This is a genomic window from Streptomyces sp. NPDC055103, from assembly GCF_053607625.1.
The window spans coordinates 1-16,057 of sequence record NZ_JBSGTX010000010.1; the positions used below are offsets into that span (position 1 = coordinate 1).

The 16,057-nt window shown below is 68.9% G+C and carries 17 protein-coding genes; all 17 read right to left on the reverse strand.

The genetic code is table 11. The annotated features are described in order from the left end of the window. Positions 1 to 58 precede the first annotated feature (58 nt). Entirely contained in the window at positions 59 to 433 is a 375-nt protein-coding gene (locus ACWFR1_RS09005) for a F0F1 ATP synthase subunit epsilon (protein WP_453548230.1), read from the reverse strand. Positions 434 to 544: 111 nt separating this feature from the next. Further along, positions 545 to 1,987: a F0F1 ATP synthase subunit beta gene (gene atpD, locus ACWFR1_RS09010; protein WP_453548232.1), complete on the reverse strand. Its 1,443-nt coding sequence runs from the start codon at positions 1,985 to 1,987 to the stop codon at positions 545 to 547. Further along, positions 1,987 to 2,904, reverse strand: coding sequence for a F0F1 ATP synthase subunit gamma (locus tag ACWFR1_RS09015; protein WP_453548234.1), 918 nt, complete (start codon positions 2,902 to 2,904; stop codon positions 1,987 to 1,989). The genes atpD and ACWFR1_RS09015 overlap by 1 nt, the downstream gene beginning before the upstream one ends. Before the next feature lie 20 nt (positions 2,905 to 2,924). Beyond that, positions 2,925 to 4,523, reverse strand: a complete 1,599-nt coding sequence (gene atpA, locus ACWFR1_RS09020; protein ID WP_024761912.1) for a F0F1 ATP synthase subunit alpha — start codon at positions 4,521 to 4,523, stop codon at positions 2,925 to 2,927. 143 nt (positions 4,524 to 4,666) lie between these two features. Beyond that, positions 4,667 to 5,482, reverse strand: coding sequence for a F0F1 ATP synthase subunit delta (locus tag ACWFR1_RS09025; RefSeq protein ID WP_453548237.1), 816 nt, complete (start codon positions 5,480 to 5,482; stop codon positions 4,667 to 4,669). Further along, on the reverse strand, positions 5,479 to 6,024 hold the full coding sequence (locus ACWFR1_RS09030; RefSeq protein ID WP_024761914.1) for a F0F1 ATP synthase subunit B: 546 nt from the start codon (positions 6,022 to 6,024) through the stop codon (positions 5,479 to 5,481). The genes ACWFR1_RS09025 and ACWFR1_RS09030 overlap by 4 nt, the downstream gene beginning before the upstream one ends. Before the next feature lie 40 nt (positions 6,025 to 6,064). Next, positions 6,065 to 6,331, reverse strand: coding sequence for an ATP synthase F0 subunit C (gene atpE / locus ACWFR1_RS09035; RefSeq protein ID WP_024761915.1), 267 nt, complete (start codon positions 6,329 to 6,331; stop codon positions 6,065 to 6,067). A 91-nt stretch (positions 6,332 to 6,422) separates the two neighbouring features. Beyond that, a complete protein-coding gene (atpB, locus tag ACWFR1_RS09040) occupies positions 6,423 to 7,232 on the reverse strand; it encodes a F0F1 ATP synthase subunit A (RefSeq protein WP_453548241.1) in 810 nt (269 codons plus the stop codon). A gap of 222 nt (positions 7,233 to 7,454) precedes the next feature. Next, a complete protein-coding gene (locus tag ACWFR1_RS09045; RefSeq protein ID WP_024761917.1) occupies positions 7,455 to 7,868 on the reverse strand; it encodes a hypothetical protein in 414 nt (137 codons plus the stop codon). 262 nt (positions 7,869 to 8,130) lie between these two features. Beyond that, entirely contained in the window at positions 8,131 to 9,474 is a 1,344-nt protein-coding gene (locus tag ACWFR1_RS09050) for an MraY family glycosyltransferase (protein WP_453548243.1), read from the reverse strand. Positions 9,475 to 9,581: 107 nt separating this feature from the next. After that, positions 9,582 to 10,829 carry a serine hydroxymethyltransferase gene (locus tag ACWFR1_RS09055; protein ID WP_453548245.1) on the reverse strand — a complete coding sequence of 416 codons (1,248 nt, stop codon included), beginning with the start codon at positions 10,827 to 10,829 and terminating at the stop codon, positions 9,582 to 9,584. Positions 10,830 to 10,988: 159 nt separating this feature from the next. Beyond that, on the reverse strand, positions 10,989 to 11,636 hold the full coding sequence (locus tag ACWFR1_RS09060) for an arsenate reductase/protein-tyrosine-phosphatase family protein (RefSeq protein ID WP_376400044.1): 648 nt from the start codon (positions 11,634 to 11,636) through the stop codon (positions 10,989 to 10,991). Further along, positions 11,633 to 12,280: an L-threonylcarbamoyladenylate synthase gene (locus tag ACWFR1_RS09065; protein WP_453548248.1), complete on the reverse strand. Its 648-nt coding sequence runs from the start codon at positions 12,278 to 12,280 to the stop codon at positions 11,633 to 11,635. The genes ACWFR1_RS09060 and ACWFR1_RS09065 overlap by 4 nt, the downstream gene beginning before the upstream one ends. A 49-nt stretch (positions 12,281 to 12,329) precedes the next feature. Continuing rightward, positions 12,330 to 13,175 (reverse strand): peptide chain release factor N(5)-glutamine methyltransferase, encoded by an 846-nt coding sequence (prmC, locus tag ACWFR1_RS09070; protein WP_024761922.1) that lies wholly within the window; start codon positions 13,173 to 13,175, stop codon positions 12,330 to 12,332. Between the two features lie 53 nt (positions 13,176 to 13,228). Then, the gene (gene prfA / locus ACWFR1_RS09075) at positions 13,229 to 14,305 is read right to left on the reverse strand and encodes a peptide chain release factor 1 (protein WP_453548251.1); all 1,077 of its coding nucleotides are present in this window, start codon (positions 14,303 to 14,305) and stop codon (positions 13,229 to 13,231) included. A gap of 96 nt (positions 14,306 to 14,401) precedes the next feature. Beyond that, positions 14,402 to 14,623: a 50S ribosomal protein L31 gene (rpmE, locus tag ACWFR1_RS09080; RefSeq protein WP_453548253.1), complete on the reverse strand. Its 222-nt coding sequence runs from the start codon at positions 14,621 to 14,623 to the stop codon at positions 14,402 to 14,404. A gap of 159 nt (positions 14,624 to 14,782) precedes the next feature. Beyond that, positions 14,783 to 15,880, reverse strand: a complete 1,098-nt coding sequence (locus ACWFR1_RS09085) for an LCP family protein (protein WP_453548255.1) — start codon at positions 15,878 to 15,880, stop codon at positions 14,783 to 14,785. Between the last annotated feature and the right edge of the window lie 177 nt (positions 15,881 to 16,057).

The window sequence follows — 16,057 nt, forward strand, 5'->3', positions numbered from 1 at the left end:
GGTCCGGAAGATTCCGGACCGTGCCGCGGCTGAGGGCACTCCTGCTCGGCGCGGACCGTCAGCGGACCGCTACCGCGCGCAGCCGGACCTCGGCGCGCCGCTCGGCGGCGGCGTCCGACTCCGTCTTCGCACGCTCCAGCGCGCGCTCGGCACGCTGGGCGTCGATCTCGTCCGCCAGCTCGCAGATCTCCGCGAGCAGAGACAGCTTGTCGTCGGCGAACGAGATGAATCCGCCGTGAACGGCGGCGACGACGGTCGCGCCCTCACTCGTACGGATGGTCACCGGGCCCGACTCCAGCACACCGAGCAGCGGCTGGTGGCCGGGCATGACGCCGATGTCGCCGGAGGTGGTACGCGCGATGACCAGGGTGGCCTCGCCGGACCAGACACTCCGGTCCGCGGCGACCAGCTCGACGTGCAGCTCAGCAGCCAAGGGTGGCTCCTCGGGTCACCACCCGGCGGTCGTGCCGGGTGTTGGGGTCAATTCTAATGGGCGTGGTGAGGGGGGCGGGACGGGATCCCGCCCCCCTCGGGAGCACGGGGCTCAGGAAACGCCAAGCTCCTTGGCGTTCTTCTTGAGGTCCTCGATGCCACCACACATGAAGAAGGCCTGCTCGGGGAAGTGGTCGTACTCACCGTCGCAGATCGCGTTGAACGCGGCGATCGACTCGTCGAGCGGAACGTCCGAACCGTCCACACCGGTGAACTGCTTCGCCGCGTGGGTGTTCTGGGACAGGAAGCGCTCGACACGGCGGGCGCGGTGGACAACGAGCTTGTCCTCCTCGCTCAGCTCGTCGATACCGAGAATCGCGATGATGTCCTGGAGGTCCTTGTACTTCTGCAGGATTCCCTTGACGCGCGTGGCGGCGTCGTAGTGGTCCTGCGCGATGTAGCGCGGGTCCAGGATCCGGGACGTGGAGTCCAGCGGGTCCACGGCCGGGTAGATGCCCTTCTCGGAGATCGGACGGGAGAGAACCGTCGTCGCGTCGAGGTGGGCGAAGGTGGTGGCCGGAGCCGGGTCGGTCAGGTCGTCCGCGGGGACGTAGATCGCCTGCATCGAGGTGATCGAGTGACCACGGGTCGAGGTGATGCGCTCCTGGAGGAGACCCATCTCGTCGGCCAGGTTCGGCTGGTAACCCACCGCGGAGGGCATACGGCCGAGCAGGGTCGACACCTCGGAACCGGCCTGGGTGAAGCGGAAGATGTTGTCGATGAAGAAGAGAACATCCTGCTTCTGCACATCGCGGAAGTACTCCGCCATGGTCAGACCGGCAAGGGCGACGCGGAGACGCGTGCCCGGCGGCTCGTCCATCTGGCCGAAGACGAGCGCGGTCTTGTCCAGAACGCCCGCTTCTTCCATCTCGACCATGAGGTCGTTGCCCTCACGGGTGCGCTCGCCGACGCCCGCGAAGACCGAAACACCGTCGTGCAGCTTGGCCACACGGACGATCATTTCCTGGATCAGAACGGTCTTGCCGACACCGGCACCACCGAACAGACCGATCTTTCCACCCTTGACGTACGGGGTGAGAAGGTCGACGACCTTCAGGCCGGTCTCGAACATCTCGGTCTTGGACTCGAGCTGGTCGAAGGCCGGGGCCTTGCGGTGGATCGTCCAGCGCGGCGCGTCGGCCACGGTGGAGGCGTCGTCGTTCAGCACCTCACCGAGCGTGTTGAACACACGGCCCTTGGTGACGTCGCCGACGGGGACGGTGATGCCCGTGCCGGTGTCGGTCACCGGAGCCTGGCGAACCAGGCCGTCGGTGGGCTGCATGGAGATGGCGCGGACGACGCCGTCACCGAGGTGCTGGGCGACCTCGAGGGTCAGCGTCTTGGTCGCGCCCTCCTCGGTCGGGTCCATGACCTCGACGTGCAGCGCGTTGTAGATCGCCGGCATCGCGTCGACGGGGAACTCCACGTCGACGACCGGGCCGATGACCCGGGCGACGCGGCCCGTGGCGGCGGCCGTCTCAACAGTGGTCGTCATTACTTGTCACTCCCCGCGGTCGCGTCGGCCAGGGCTGCGGTGCCACCGACGATCTCGCTGATTTCCTGGGTGATTTCGGCCTGGCGGGCCGCGTTGGCAAGTCGGGAGAGATTGTTGATCAAGTCTCCCGCGTTGTCGGTCGCCGACTTCATCGCGCGGCGCGTGGCGGCGTGCTTGGAAGCAGCCGACTGGAGCAGCGCGTTGTAGATACGGCTCTCGACGTACCGGGGCAGCAGGGCGTCGAGGACGTCCTCCGCCGACGGCTCGAAGTCGTACAGCGGGCGGAGCGTGTCCGACTCGCCTGCCTCCTTCGCCACCTCGTCGAGGCTGAGGGGCAGCAGCCGGGCCTCGACCGCGGTCTGCGTCATCATCGAGACGAACTCGGTGTAGACGATGTGGAGCTCGTCCACACCACCCTCCGCCGTGTCCTTCTCGATCGCCTCGATCAGCGGGGCCGCGATCGTCTTGGCGTCGCCGTACGACGGCTGGTCCGTGAACCCGGTCCACGTACCGGCCAGCTTCCGCTCGCGGAAGTTGTAGTGCGCGATGCCACGACGGCCGACGACGTAGACGGTGACCTCGCGGCCCTCGCCCTCCAGCTTCGCCGTCAGCTTCTCCGCCGCCTTGATGGCGTTGGAGTTGAAGGCGCCGGCCAGACCGCGGTCGCTCGAGAGGAGCAGTACCGCGGCGCGGACGGGGTTCTCCACCTCGGTGGTCAGCGGGTGCTTGTCATTCGCACCCGTGGCCACCGCCGTGACCGCGCGCGTCAGCTCGGTCGCGTACGGAGTCGACGCCTGCACCTTGCGCTGCGCCTTGACGACACGCGAGGCGGCGATCATCTCCATCGCCTTGGTGATCTTCTTCGTCGCGGTGACGGATTTGATGCGACGCTTGTAGACCCGGAGCTGCGCTCCCATGAGTCAGGTCCCTTCCGTCGTCACTTCGAGACGTTGACGGCGGCAGGAGCGTCCTCGCCCAGCAGCTTGCCGTCAGAGGTCTCGAACTGCTTCTTGAACTCCGCGATGGCGTCACCGACGGACTGCAGGGTGTCGTCGGACATCTTGCCGCCCTCACGGATGGAGGTCATGAGACCCGAGTGGTTCTGGCGGAGGTACGCCAGGAGCTCGGCCTCGAAGCGACGGATGTCGACGACCGGGACGTCGTCCATCTTGCCGGTGGTACCGGCCCAGACGGAGACGACCTGGTTCTCGGTGGGCATCGGCTGGTACTGAGCCTGCTTGAGCAGCTCGACCATGCGCTGTCCACGCTCCAGCTGCGCCTTGGAGGCCGCGTCCAGGTCGGAACCGAAGGCGGCGAACGCCTCGAGCTCACGGAACTGGGCGAGGTCCACACGGAGGCGACCGGAGATCTGCTTCATCGCCTTGTGCTGGGCGGAGCCACCGACACGGGAGACCGAGATACCGACGTTCAGAGCCGGGCGCTGGCCGGCGTTGAACAGGTCGGACTCCAGGAAGCACTGGCCGTCGGTGATGGAGATGACGTTGGTCGGGATGAACGCCGACACGTCGTTCGCCTTGGTCTCGACGATCGGAAGACCGGTCATCGAACCGGCACCCAGCTCGTCCGAGAGCTTCGCGCAGCGCTCGAGCAGACGCGAGTGCAGGTAGAAGACGTCACCCGGGTAGGCCTCACGGCCCGGCGGGCGGCGCAGCAGCAGCGACACGGCGCGGTAGGCGTCGGCCTGCTTCGACAGGTCGTCGAAGACGATCAGGACGTGCTTGCCCTGGTACATCCAGTGCTGACCGATGGCGGAACCGGTGTACGGCGCCAGGTACTTGAAGCCGGCCGGGTCGGACGCCGGGGCGGCGACGATCGTCGTGTACTCGAGCGCTCCGGCCTCTTCCAGGGCGCCGCGAACGGACGCGATGGTCGAGCCCTTCTGGCCGACGGCGACGTAGATGCAGCGAACCTGCTTGTTCACGTCGCCCGAGCGCCAGTTGTCGCGCTGGTTGATGATCGTGTCGACACACAGCGCGGTCTTGCCGGTCTGACGGTCACCGATGATCAGCTGACGCTGACCACGGCCGACCGGCGTCATGGCGTCGACGGCCTTGTAGCCGGTCTCCATCGGCTCGTGCACCGACTTACGGGCCATAACGCCCGGGGCCTGCAGCTCGAGGGCGCGGCGGCCCTCGGTCGCGATCTCGCCGAGACCGTCGATCGGGTTGCCGAGCGGGTCGACAACGCGGCCGAGGTAGCCCTCACCGACACCGACGGACAGGACCTCGCCGGTGCGCTGCACCGACTGCCCCTCCTCGATGCCGCTGAACTCGCCGAGGACGATCGCACCGATCTCGCGCTCTTCGAGGTTCAGCGCGAGGCCGAGGGTGCCGTCCTCGAACTTCAGCAGCTCGTTCGCCATGGCCGAGGGAAGACCCTCGACCTTCGCGATGCCGTCGCCGGCCAGGCTGACCGTGCCGACCTCCTCGCGCGAGGCCGCGTCCGGCTGGTACGACTGGACAAAGTTCTCCAGTGCGTCCCGGATCTCCTCCGGCCGGATCGTGAGCTCCGCCATCTGGGTTCCCTGCTCTCCTTGTTGGGCCCGAAGTTTCTTAAGGGGTCTGGGGGCCGACCCCCAGGAATCTTCTGCAATCTCTGCACGGCCCAACCGGGCCGCTGGTGATGCTGTGATGCTTGTTGCTGTGGTGGCAGCAGCCGTCAGCCGGCCAGTCGTCGGGTCGCCTCGCCGAGGCGCTCCGCGATGGTCCCGTTGATGACCTCGTCGCCGACCTGCACCGTGATCCCGCCGAGGACCGTCGGGTCCACGTCGAGGTTCAGGTGCATGTCCCGGCCGTACAGCTTGGCCAGTACGACACCGAGGCGCTGCTTCTGCTGGTCGGACAGCGGCACCGCCGAGGTGACGACGGCGACCATCCGGTTCCGGCGCGCCGCGGCGAGCTTGGAGAGGGACTCGAGTCCCGCTTCCAGGCTACGTCCCCGGGGCTGGGTCACCAGACGGACGACCAGACGCTCGGTGGTCGCGTGGGCCTTGCCGCCGAGCAGGCTGCGGAGCAGCGCGCCCTTGGCGGTGGCCGTGGCGGCCTTGTCCGTCAGCGCCGAGCGGAGCTCGGGGCTGGAGGACACGATCCGGCCGAACCGGAACAGCTCGTCCTCGACGCCATCGAGCGCGCCCGCCTTCTGCGCCGCGGTGAGGTCGGCGATGTTCGCCAGCTCCTCGGTCGCGTCGACGAGGTCGCGCGAACGCGACCAGCGGTTGCGCACCATGCCCGAGACCAGGTCGACGGTCTCGCCGCCCACCTGACCGCTCAGGAGTCGCTGCGCGAGCTCGGCCTTGGCCTCGCCCGACTGTGCGGGGTCGGTCAGGACCCGGCGCAGCGACACCTCGCGGTCGAGGAGCGCGGTGACGGCGGTCAGCTCGTCCGAGAGCTTCGTCGCGTCGACCGGGGTGTTGTCGGTCAGCGCGTCGAGGGACTCGCGGGCGGCGGACAGTGCCTCGCGGCTCGCTCCGTTCATCGGACGGCCTCCGCCTTCTCCTCGAGCTCATCGAGGAAGCGGTCGATCGTCCGGCTCTGGCGGGCGGTGTCCTCGAGGGACTCGCCGACCAGCTTGCCGGCCAGGTCGGTGGCGAGCTTGCCCACGTCCTGGCGCAGCGACGCGGACGCGGCCTTGCGGTCGGCCTCGATCTGCGAGTGGCCGGCCGCGATGATCTCCTCGCGCTGGCGCTGGCCTTCCGCCTTCATCTCCTGGATGATCGCGGTGCCCTGCTCCGTCGCCTCCTGGCGAAGACGCGCGGCCTCGTGGCGGGCCTCGGCGAGCTGGGCCTTGTACTGCTCCAGCACGCTCTGGGCCTCGATCTGGGCCGACTCGGCCTTCTCGATGCCGCCCTCGATGGCCTCGCGACGCTCGTCCAGAACCTTGTTGATGTTCGGGAGGAGCTTCTTGGCGAGGAAGCCGAAGACGATGACGAAGGCGATCAGGCCGATGACGAGCTCGTCAAGATGCGGGATCAGAGGAGGCTGGGGCTCCTCCGCCTGCGCAAGAAGAAGCGCGTTCACATCAGTGCCTTCCGTAAAAGAATCGGGCAGTCGGTCCGGCTTACTGGTAGACGAAGCCCATGACGATGCCGATGAGGGCGAGCGCCTCACAGAAGGCGAAGCCCATGATCTGGTTGGTGCGGATCAGACCGGCGGCCTCGGGCTGGCGGGCGAGGGCCTGCGTGCCGTTACCGAAGATGATGCCGACGCCGACGCCGGGGCCGATCGCGGCGAGGCCGTAACCGATCGAGGCGACGTTGCCGACGACGTTGGTCTTGGCGCTGCCACCTTCGGCGGCAAGGTTGATCATGTCGAGAGCAGCGGACATGCCGTTACTTCCTTCTCTTTCAATGACCCGGTGGGGGTTGGCCACCGGACGACTGATGGATTCGGGGGTGCAGCTACGGGGCCGGAACGGCTCAGTGGTGCTCGGAGAGCGCGCCCTGGATGTAGCTGCAGGCCAGGAGCACGAAGACGTACGCCTGGACGGCCTGGATGAAGAGCTCGAACGCCGTCATCACGAGGACCATCACGAACGAGGCGCCGGCGTAGACGAAGCCCAGGCCGTTCATGAGGTACCAGGTGGCCAGCGTGAACATCACGATGAGCAGGTGACCGGCGAACATGTTCGCGAACAGTCGCACCGCGTGCGTGAAGGGCCGGATGATGAGGTTCGAGAAGAACTCGAGTACGACGACCATCGGGAGGATCGCGCCGAGGGACTTGTCGTAGCCGACGATGTTCTTCCAGCCGCCCACGAAGCCGTGCTTCTTGAAGGTGAGCGAGATCCACATCACGTACACGATCAGCGCGAGACCGGCCGGGAAGGCGATCAGCGACGTGACCGGGAACTGGGCGAGCGGAACGATCGACCAGAGGTTCATGATCCAGACGAAGAAGAACAACGACACCATGAAGGGGACGTACTTCTCGCCGTCCTTCTTGCCGATGATCTCGTAGACGATGCCGCGGCGCACGAAGTCATAACCGGCCTCGCCGACCATCTGCATCTTGCCGGGGATCAGCTTGGGCTTGTTGAAGGCGGCCCAGAAGAACCCGACGACCACGATCGACCCGAGCACGGCGAGCAGCATCGGCTTCGTGATCTCGATGCCGGCCACCGTGGCGATGGGCTCGTACATGAACGTGTGCAGGCCCGGAGCCGGGAAGCCGCATCCACTGAAGATGTGGCAATCCGGGTCGAAGGCAAGCGTCTGGTCAGCACTCACCGCGGGCTCCTTCAGCGTGGCGCATAGGTACGGCAACCTCGTTGTGTCGGCGCGGCACGCAGCCGCGGGTCGGCACTGGACTGGTCTTACGGATAAGGGGGCGGCGGTTCGGCATCGAGCCTCGCGCTGGGACAGGCGTCTCGGATGCCCGCGCCCGCAGTGCCGCAGTTGGCACCGGACGATAGCAGGAAGCCGAACGTGGCTTTATCCCGGCCCTACCCTTCACGACTTCGACCCCGTGTTTCCGGGGTCGATGTACGTGATCTTGGCCTTCATGTAGGCACGGGCCTGCGCGGCGACCCACACCACGGTCGTCGCGAGCAGCGTGAAGGCGAAGGCCTTGAAGTCGAACAGCGTGGTGTTCTTGAGCAAGGCGAGAAAGATGAAGAGCACCAGCAACTGGGCCGTGTAGAGCATCAGCCCCATGGCCTGGAAGAGGTGCGGAAGCGACTTCGCCGTCCGCTGCAGAACCAACTGCCCGATACCCATGAAGAGGATCACGACCAGAGTGCCGACGACGGCGCCGATGGCCCCCTTGCCACCCGCGAGCACGCCGCTGATGACCGTGGCGACAGCGCCGACGACAGCGGTGGGAACGATGGTGTGCAGAAGGATGCGTGCGTCGTTGGACGGCATGGCGGTGTCTCCGCTTGCTGGAGGGGGCGATGGTGTCGTCATGGACGAGCGTAAGCCCGGTCCGAGGTGGGTCTCGGGGCCAACGGACCGTCGCACTACGGTCTTTCGGCACTGTCGCCGGGTCTCGTGAACGGTATCACAAACTATTTGAGTAGTTCTTTACCCGTTAGGTGTGCCAACTGTCACACATGAGAGTTACTCCGCGCGTGTGGGCGCGACATGAGGGCGAGTTGTCTGCTAATGGCCGCGGAAGCGGCTTTCGTCAACTCGGCGTTCCGGCCTTCCGCCGATCGGTGAAGCGCCCGCGGTTGCCGATGGCGGTGGAACCGTGGAGCCCCGCGGGCACCGGAACGCGCTCTTCCGTCAGGGCCGGGTCCCCGTCGACGTCGTTCGCGTCGACGTCCACGCGCACGGCGGACGCCGGTACGAGGGCCGGCTTGCGGCGCCGGTAGCGCGGCGGCACGACGGCCTCGGCCCAGCGCGGGGCGCGCGGCGTGAACCGCGGCAGCAGGAGCAGCACCAGACCGATCGCGCTGAGCACGGTGATGCCGAGGACGATCCACATCGACGTCGAGTGGACCGAGTACGCCAGCGTCCCGAAGGCGATCAGCGCCGACCAGAAGTACATGATCAGCACCGCGCGGCTGTGCGAGTGGCCGATCTCCAGGAGCCGGTGGTGCAGGTGCCCGCGGTCGGCCGCGAACGGCGACTGGCCCTTCCACGTACGGCGCACGATCGCGAGGACCAGGTCCGCCATCGGGATCGCGATGATCGTCAGCGGCAGCACGAGCGGGATGAAGACGGGCAGGGCGGCGTGGGTGGCCTGCCGGGTCGAGCCCTCGAAGATCTTCAGCGCGTCCGGGTCGACCTGGCCGGTGATCGAGATCGCCGAGGCGGCCAGGATCAGACCGATCAGCATCGAGCCCGAGTCACCCATGAAGATCCGTGCCGGATGCATGTTGTGCGGCAGGAAGCCCAGGCACATGCCCATGAGGATGGCGGTGAAGAGCGTCGCGGGGGCGGCGGCCTCGATCGTGTAGCCGTACCAGAGCCGGTACGCGTACAGGAAGAAGGCCGCGGCGGCGATGCAGACCATGCCGGCGGCGAGGCCGTCGAGACCGTCGACGAAGTTGACGGCGTTGATGGTGACCACGACCAGGGCGACCGTCAGGAGCGTGCCCTGCCACGGAGTCAGGGAGACCACGCCGACGCCGGGGATCGGCAGCCACAGGATCGTCAGACCCTGCGCGACCATCACGCCCGCCGAGATCATCTGCGCGCCCAGCTTGATGAGCGCGTCCAGCTCGAACTTGTCGTCGAGGACGCCGATCAGCCAGATCAGGGCGGCGCCGGAGAGCAGCGCGCGCGGTTCGTTGGACTGCTCGAAGACACCGTTCAGGTTCTGCAGGTGGTCGGCGACGAGCAAGCCCGTGCACAGCCCGAAGAACATGGCGATGCCACCGAGCCGCGGTGTCGGTTCTCGGTGTACGTCGCGGGCGCGGATCTCCGGCATCGCCCCGGTCGCGATGGCGAACTTCCGCACCGGACCGGTGAGCAGATAGGTCACCGCGGCCGTGACACAGAGCGTCAGCAGGTAATCACGCACGGGCTGCCCCACAGGAATCGCTGGCCATCTCAGCCCCACACCCTAGCCGTGCCGTCCATGTGCTTGGAGACACGCGGGCCACCCGAACGGTTGCGCTCGGGCTCTACTCAGCGTCCATACGGGGGAAACCGCCCGGTCAGAGCGCGTACTTCCGCCCTTACCCGGGCGGTCTCGGCGGGATCATCTCGCAGCGCGGCGGTGAACAGTCCCGCAATTCTCGCCATCTCCGGGGCGCCCATGCCCTGGGTCGTGACGGCGGCCGTCCCGAGCCGGATGCCGCGCCCCTCCCCGTACGGGAGGGCGCAGGTGTCGAGCACCATGCCGGCGGCGGCGAGCCGGGCGCGGGCGGTGCGGCCGTCGAGGCCGAGAGGCGCGGGGTCGGCGGTGATGAGGTGGGTGTCGGTGCCGCCGGTGGTGAGCGCGAAGCCCTCGGCGGCGAGCGCGGCGGCGAGCACCCTCGCGTGTTCCACCACCTGATGGGCGTACGTGGCGAACGCCGGAGTGGACGCCTCGCCGAACGCCACCGCCTTGGCCGCGATCGTGTGCATCTGGGCGCCGCCCTGCGTGAACGGGAACACCGCCCGGTCGACGCGGCCCGCGAGCTCGGCGCCGCACAGGATCATCCCGCCGCGCGGTCCGCGCAGGACCTTGTGGGTGGTGGCGCAGACGACGTCGGCGTACGGGACGGGGTTGGGGGCCGCTCCCCCGGCGACCAGACCGATGGGGTGGGCCGCGTCCGCGATGAGATACGCGCCGACCTCGTCGGCGATCTCCCGGAAGATCCGGTAGTCGAGGTGGCGGGGGTAGGAGATGGAGCCGCAGACGATCGCCTTGGGGCGGTGGTGCCGGGCGAGGGCGGCGACCTGCTCGTAGTCGACGAGGCCGGTGTCGGCGTCGACCCCGTACGGGACGAAGTCGAACCAGCGGCCGGAGAAGTTGGCGGGCGAGCCGTGCGTGAGGTGCCCGCCGTGCTCGAGGCCCATGGCCAGGACCGTGTCACCGGGCCTCAGGAGGGCCGCGTAGGCCGCCAGGACGGCCGAGGAGCCGGAGTGTGCCTGGACGTTGGCGTGCTCGGCTCCGAAGAGCGCGGTGGCCCGCTCGACGGCGATCCGCTCGGCGGCGTCGGCGTACTCGCAGCCGCCGTGGTGGCGGGCGCCGGGGTAGCCCTCGGCGTACTTGTTGGCGAGCGGGGAACCGAGGGCGGCGAGGACGGCGGACGAGGTGAAGTTCTCGGCCGCGATCAGCTGCAGACTGTCGCTCTGCCGCCGCACCTCGCCGAGCAGCACGTCGGCGATCTCCGGGTCCTGCCGGCGCAGGACGTCGAGATCCTCAGCGGTGGGCGCGGTGACCGGCATGGCTGACTCCGGGCGTGGAGGGATGTCAGCACCAATGTAGGCACGCACCCCCCACCGCGCGCGTCCAGACGTCCTCCGTGCCCCCGCCACGGCCGTCAGTCGCGCGCCGCGACACCCGCCACGGCTGTCAGTCGCGCGCCGAGACACCCGTCAGGGCCGTCAGTCGCGCGCCGAGACACCCGTCAGGGCCGTCACCACAGGCTCCAGGGCCTGGTTGATCTCGTCGCCGATCGAACGGAAGAAGGTGATCGGGGCGCCGTACGGGTCGTTGACCTCGTCCGCGTCCACCGAGGGGGCGAGGAGCCACCCGCGTAGAGCCGCGGCAGCGCGGACCAGGGCGCGGGCGCGTTCGACCATGCCCTCGTCGCGCGGGTCCGGGAGCGTGGCGGGGTCGATCGCGCGGACCAGGCGGGTGAACTCCTTCAGGGTGAAGGTGCGCAGGCCCGCCGAGTGGCCCATCGAGATGACCTGGGCGCGGTGGTCGCGGGTCGCCGTGAGGACCAGGTCCGCGCGGATGACGTGCTCGTCGAGGAGCTCGCGGCCCACGAAGCCGCTGTAGTCCGCGCCGAAGTCGGCGAGGACCAGTTCGGCGTTGGCCTCCATGGGGGCGCCCTCGTGGCCCCAGGTGCCCGCGCTCTCCACGATCAGGCCGCCGCCGAGAGGGTCGCCCAGGCGGTCGCACAGGGCATGGCGGGTCAGCCGCTCGGTGATCGGCGAGCGGCAGACGTTGCCGGTGCTGACGTGGAGGATGCGGAAGGTGCTGCTGTCGTCGAACCCCGCTATGCCACGCCCCTCAGGGGCGGTCAATGTGCCACCTCGAGGTCGGGTACGACCTTCCGGAGCTCCTCCGGGGACAGCGCGCCCTCGCGCAGCAGCACCGGCACCTTGCCCGTGACGTCGACGATGGACGAGGGGACGATGCCGGGCGTCGGGCCGCCGTCGAGGTAGACGGAGACGGAGTCCCCCAGCATCTGCTGGGCCGCGTCGCAGTCCTCGGGAGCCGGGTGACCCGTCAGGTTGGCCGAGGAGACGGCCATCGGGCCGACCTCGGTGAGCAGCTCGATCGCGACCGGGTGCAGCGGCATGCGGATGGCGACGGTGCCCCGGGTGTCGCCCAGGTCCCACTGGAGGGAGGGCTGGTGACGGGCGACGAGGGTCAGCGCGCCGGGCCAGAAGGCGTCGACGAGCTCCCAGGCCTGCTCGGAGAAGTCCGTGACCAGGCCGTGGAGGGTGTTCGGGGAGCCGATGAGCACGGGCGTGGGCATGTTGCGGCCCCGGCCCTTGGCGGCCAGGAGGTCCGCGACGGCCTCGCTGCTGAAGGCGTCCGCCCCGATCCCGTACACGGTGTCGGTGGGCAGCACGACCAGCTCGCCCCGACGGACGGCGGACGCGGCCTCACGCAGACCGGTCACACGATCGGTCGCCTCGTTGCAGTCGTATCGCCGTGCCATCAGTTCCCGGCCTCCTCGTACACGTGGTTCGTCATGGCGGTCATGCCGGTCATGGCATGGCCTTGCGGGCGGTCGCGAAGCGCGGCCGGTTGTTCAGGTCCGGGTGGTCGGCGGCGTCGGCCCAGCCGGCCTCTTCGTTGAAGATCCACGGCACCTGCCCGCCCTGGGTGTCCGCGTGCTCGATGACGACGAGACCGCCGGGGCGCAGCAGCCGGTGGGCGGTGCGCTCGATGCCGCGGATGGTGTCGAGGCCGTCCTCGCCGGAGAAGAGGGCCATCTCCGGGTCGTGGTCACGGGCCTCGGGTGCCACGTACTCCCACTCGGTGAGCGGGATGTACGGGGGGTTGGAGATGACCAGGTCGACCTGGCCGTCCAGCTCCGGGAGGGCGGTCAGCGCGTTGCCCTGGTGGACGGTGACGCGGGAGCCCTCGGCGTTCTTCCGGGTCCAGACGAGGGCGTCGTCGGAGAGTTCCACGGCGTGCACGCGCGAGCGCGGGACCTCCTGGGCCATGGCGAGGGCGATGGCCCCGGAGCCGGTGCAGAGGTCGACGATGAGCGGTTCGACGACGTCCATGGCGCGTACGGCGTCTATGGCCCAGCCGACGACCGACTCGGTCTCCGGGCGGGGCACGAAGACACCGGGCCCCACCTGGAGCTCCAGGTAGCGGAAGAACGCCCGGCCGGTGATGTGCTGGAGCGGTTCGCGGGCCTCGCGGCGGGCGATCGTCTCCCAGTAGCGGGCGTCGAAGTCCGCGTCCTTGACGTTGTGCAGCTCCCCCCGCTTGACGCCGTGCACGAACGCGGCGAGCTCCTCGGCGTCGAAACGCGGTGAGGGAACGCCGGCGTCGGCCAGCCGCTGGGTGGCCTGGGCCACCTCGGCAAGCAGCAGGTTCACGCTGGTCCTCCGTGGTGCGGGGGTGGGGCTTACGGAACTGAGACCGACCGGCCTTACGCCGCGGCGAGCTTCGCGGCCGAGTCGGCGTCGACGCATGCCTGGATCATCGCGTCCAGATCGCCGTCGAGCACCTGGTCCAAGTTGTACGCCTTGAAGCCGACGCGGTGGTCCGAGATGCGGTTCTCCGGGAAGTTGTACGTCCGGATCTTCTCGGAGCGGTCGACGGTACGGACCTGGCTGCGACGGGCGTCGGCGGCCTTGGACTCGGCCTCCTCCTGCGCGGCGGCGAGCAGCCGGGAACGCAGGATACGCATGGCCTGCTCCTTGTTCTGGAGCTGGCTCTTCTCGTTCTGGCAGGAGGCGACGATGCCGGTCGGCAGGTGGGTGATGCGGACGGCGGAGTCGGTGGTGTTGACCGACTGGCCGCCGGGGCCCGACGAGCGGTACACGTCGATGCGCAGGTCGTTCGCGACGATCTCGACCTCGACCTCCTCGGCCTCGGGCGTGACGAGCACACCGGCGGCGGAGGTGTGGATGCGGCCGGCGGACTCGGTCGCGGGCACGCGCTGCACGCGGTGCACACCGCCCTCGTACTTCAGGCGCGCCCAGACGCCCTGGCCGGGCTCGGTGGCGCCGTTGCCGCCCTTGGTCTTCACGGCGACCTGGACGTCCTTGTAGCCGCCCAGCTCGGACTCGGTGGCGTCGATGATCTCGGTCTTCCAGCCGACGCGCTCGGCGTACCGGAGGTACATGCGGAGCAGGTCGCCGGCGAAGAGCGCGGACTCGTCGCCGCCGGCGCCCGCCTTGATCTCCAGGATGACGTCCTTGTCGTCGCTGGGGTCGCGCGGGACGAGCAGGAGGCGGAGCTTCTCGGTGAGCTCCTCCCGCTGCTTGTCCAGCAGCTTGACCTCGGCGGCGAAGTCGGGGTCGTCGTGCGCGAACTCGCGGGCGGTCTCGATGTCCTCACCGGTCTGCTTCCAGGCGCGGTAGGTGGAGACGATCGGGGTCAGCTCGGCGTAGCGCTTGTTGAGCTTGCGCGCGTTCGCCTGATCGGCGTGGACCGAAGGGTCCGCGAGCTTCGTCTCGAGATCGGCGTGTTCGCCGACCAGTTCCTCGACCGCCTCGAACATCGGGGGCTCCTGGGTTTTCGTCAGTTGCTACGGGGACGGCAAAGCGCCGGTCCCGGCCACCCGCGCGGGGCGACCGTGGACCGGCGCAGGGGCTCGCTACTTCGCGGCGGAGCCGGCCTTGCCGAAGCGGGCCTCGAAGCGGGCCACGCGGCCGCCGGTGTCGAGGATCTTCTGCTTGCCCGTGTAGAACGGGTGGCACTCGGAGCAGACCTCGGCACGGATGGTGCCGTCGGTGAGGGTGCTACGGGTGGTGAACGACGCGCCACAGGTGCAGCTGACCTGGGTCTCGACGTACTCGGGGTGGATGTCGCGCTTCAAGGTGTCTCCTAGTTTCGGGAGGGCACCGGGTCGCCGCCGCGGGTTGCGGGCAACGTGAACCGGGGCCGACGTACCAGTCTGCCAGGACCGGCCGCATCTCCCCAAACCGGGGTCCGGCCGAAAGTATTCCTGAACTGTCCGAAGAGTGGTCCGGAGGGGTTACTCCACGACGCCGTCGGCCTTGCCCGTGGCGGCGCCCTTCGTCGCCGACGCGGGGATCGCCGCGTCGTTCTTGAGGGCCTTCCAGACCTGCTGGGACTGCGCCTCCAGCGGGACGACGCGGTTGGGGTCGGCGGGGTCGTACTCGACCGGCAGCGTGATCATGTGGACGTGGTCGGGGCCGATGCCGGACAGGCTCTTGGCGAAGCCCATCAGCTCCTGCACCGAGTCGAGTTCGGAGTCCGGGGTGACGGCCTTGGTGGCCGCGTCGGCGAGGGCGAGGAGCTTCGCCGGGCTGGTGAAGACGCCGACGTCCTTGACCTGGTCGATGAAGGCCTTCATGAAGGCCTGCTGGAGCTGGATGCGGCCGAGGTCGCTGCCGTCGCCGACGCTCTTGCGGGTGCGGACGAGGCCGAGGGACTGCTCGCCGTCGAGGGTGTGGGTGCCCGGGGCGAGGTCGAGGTGGCTCTTGGAGTCCTGGATCGGCTGGGTGGTGGTGATCTCCACGCCGCCGAGTTCGTCGATGAGCTTCTTGAAGCCGGTGAAGTCGACCTCGATGTAGTGGTCCATGCGGATGCCGGACATCGCCTCGACGGTCTTGACGGCGCAGGCCGGGCCGCCGGCCTCGTACGCCGTGTTGAACATCGCGCGCCGCTCGCCTGGGACGGTCGCGCCCTGCCCGTCGGTGCACCGCGGCCGGTCGACGAGGGTGTCACGGGGGATGGAGACCACGGCGGCCTTCTTGTGGCCCTCGTAGACGTGCACGACCATCGCGGTGTCGGAGCGGGCGCCGCCCTCGTCCTTGCCGTACGCGGCGTTGTCGCCGGCACGGGAGTCGGAGCCGAGGACGAGGATGTCCAGGGAGCCGTTGTCGACGTCGTCGGGGCGCTCGGCGCCGAGCTGGGCGTTGATGTCGACGCCCTTGATGTTGCCGTCGAGCTTGACGTACACGTACCCGAGACCGGCCCCGCCCAGGACGAGGACCGCGGCGGCCCCCGACAGGAGGATCGCCAGGCGGCGGCGCCCCCTCGCGGGCGGCTTGCGGCGGCGGCCGCTCCCGGTGCCGGGTATTCGGCCGTTGCTGTTCTGCTCGGTCATCGTCTTCCCTCGGGCCCTCGGTTCACCATGTGTGACGGCGAAGCACCCGAAAGGGTTGCATACGGACCTGTGAGGTTTCGGAGAGCAACGCACTGCGCCCACCGTGCGGGGCACGGTGGGCGCAGTGGTTTACGCAGGTCACGAGCAGGTTACGAGGCCGAGGCCTCGCCCTGGTCG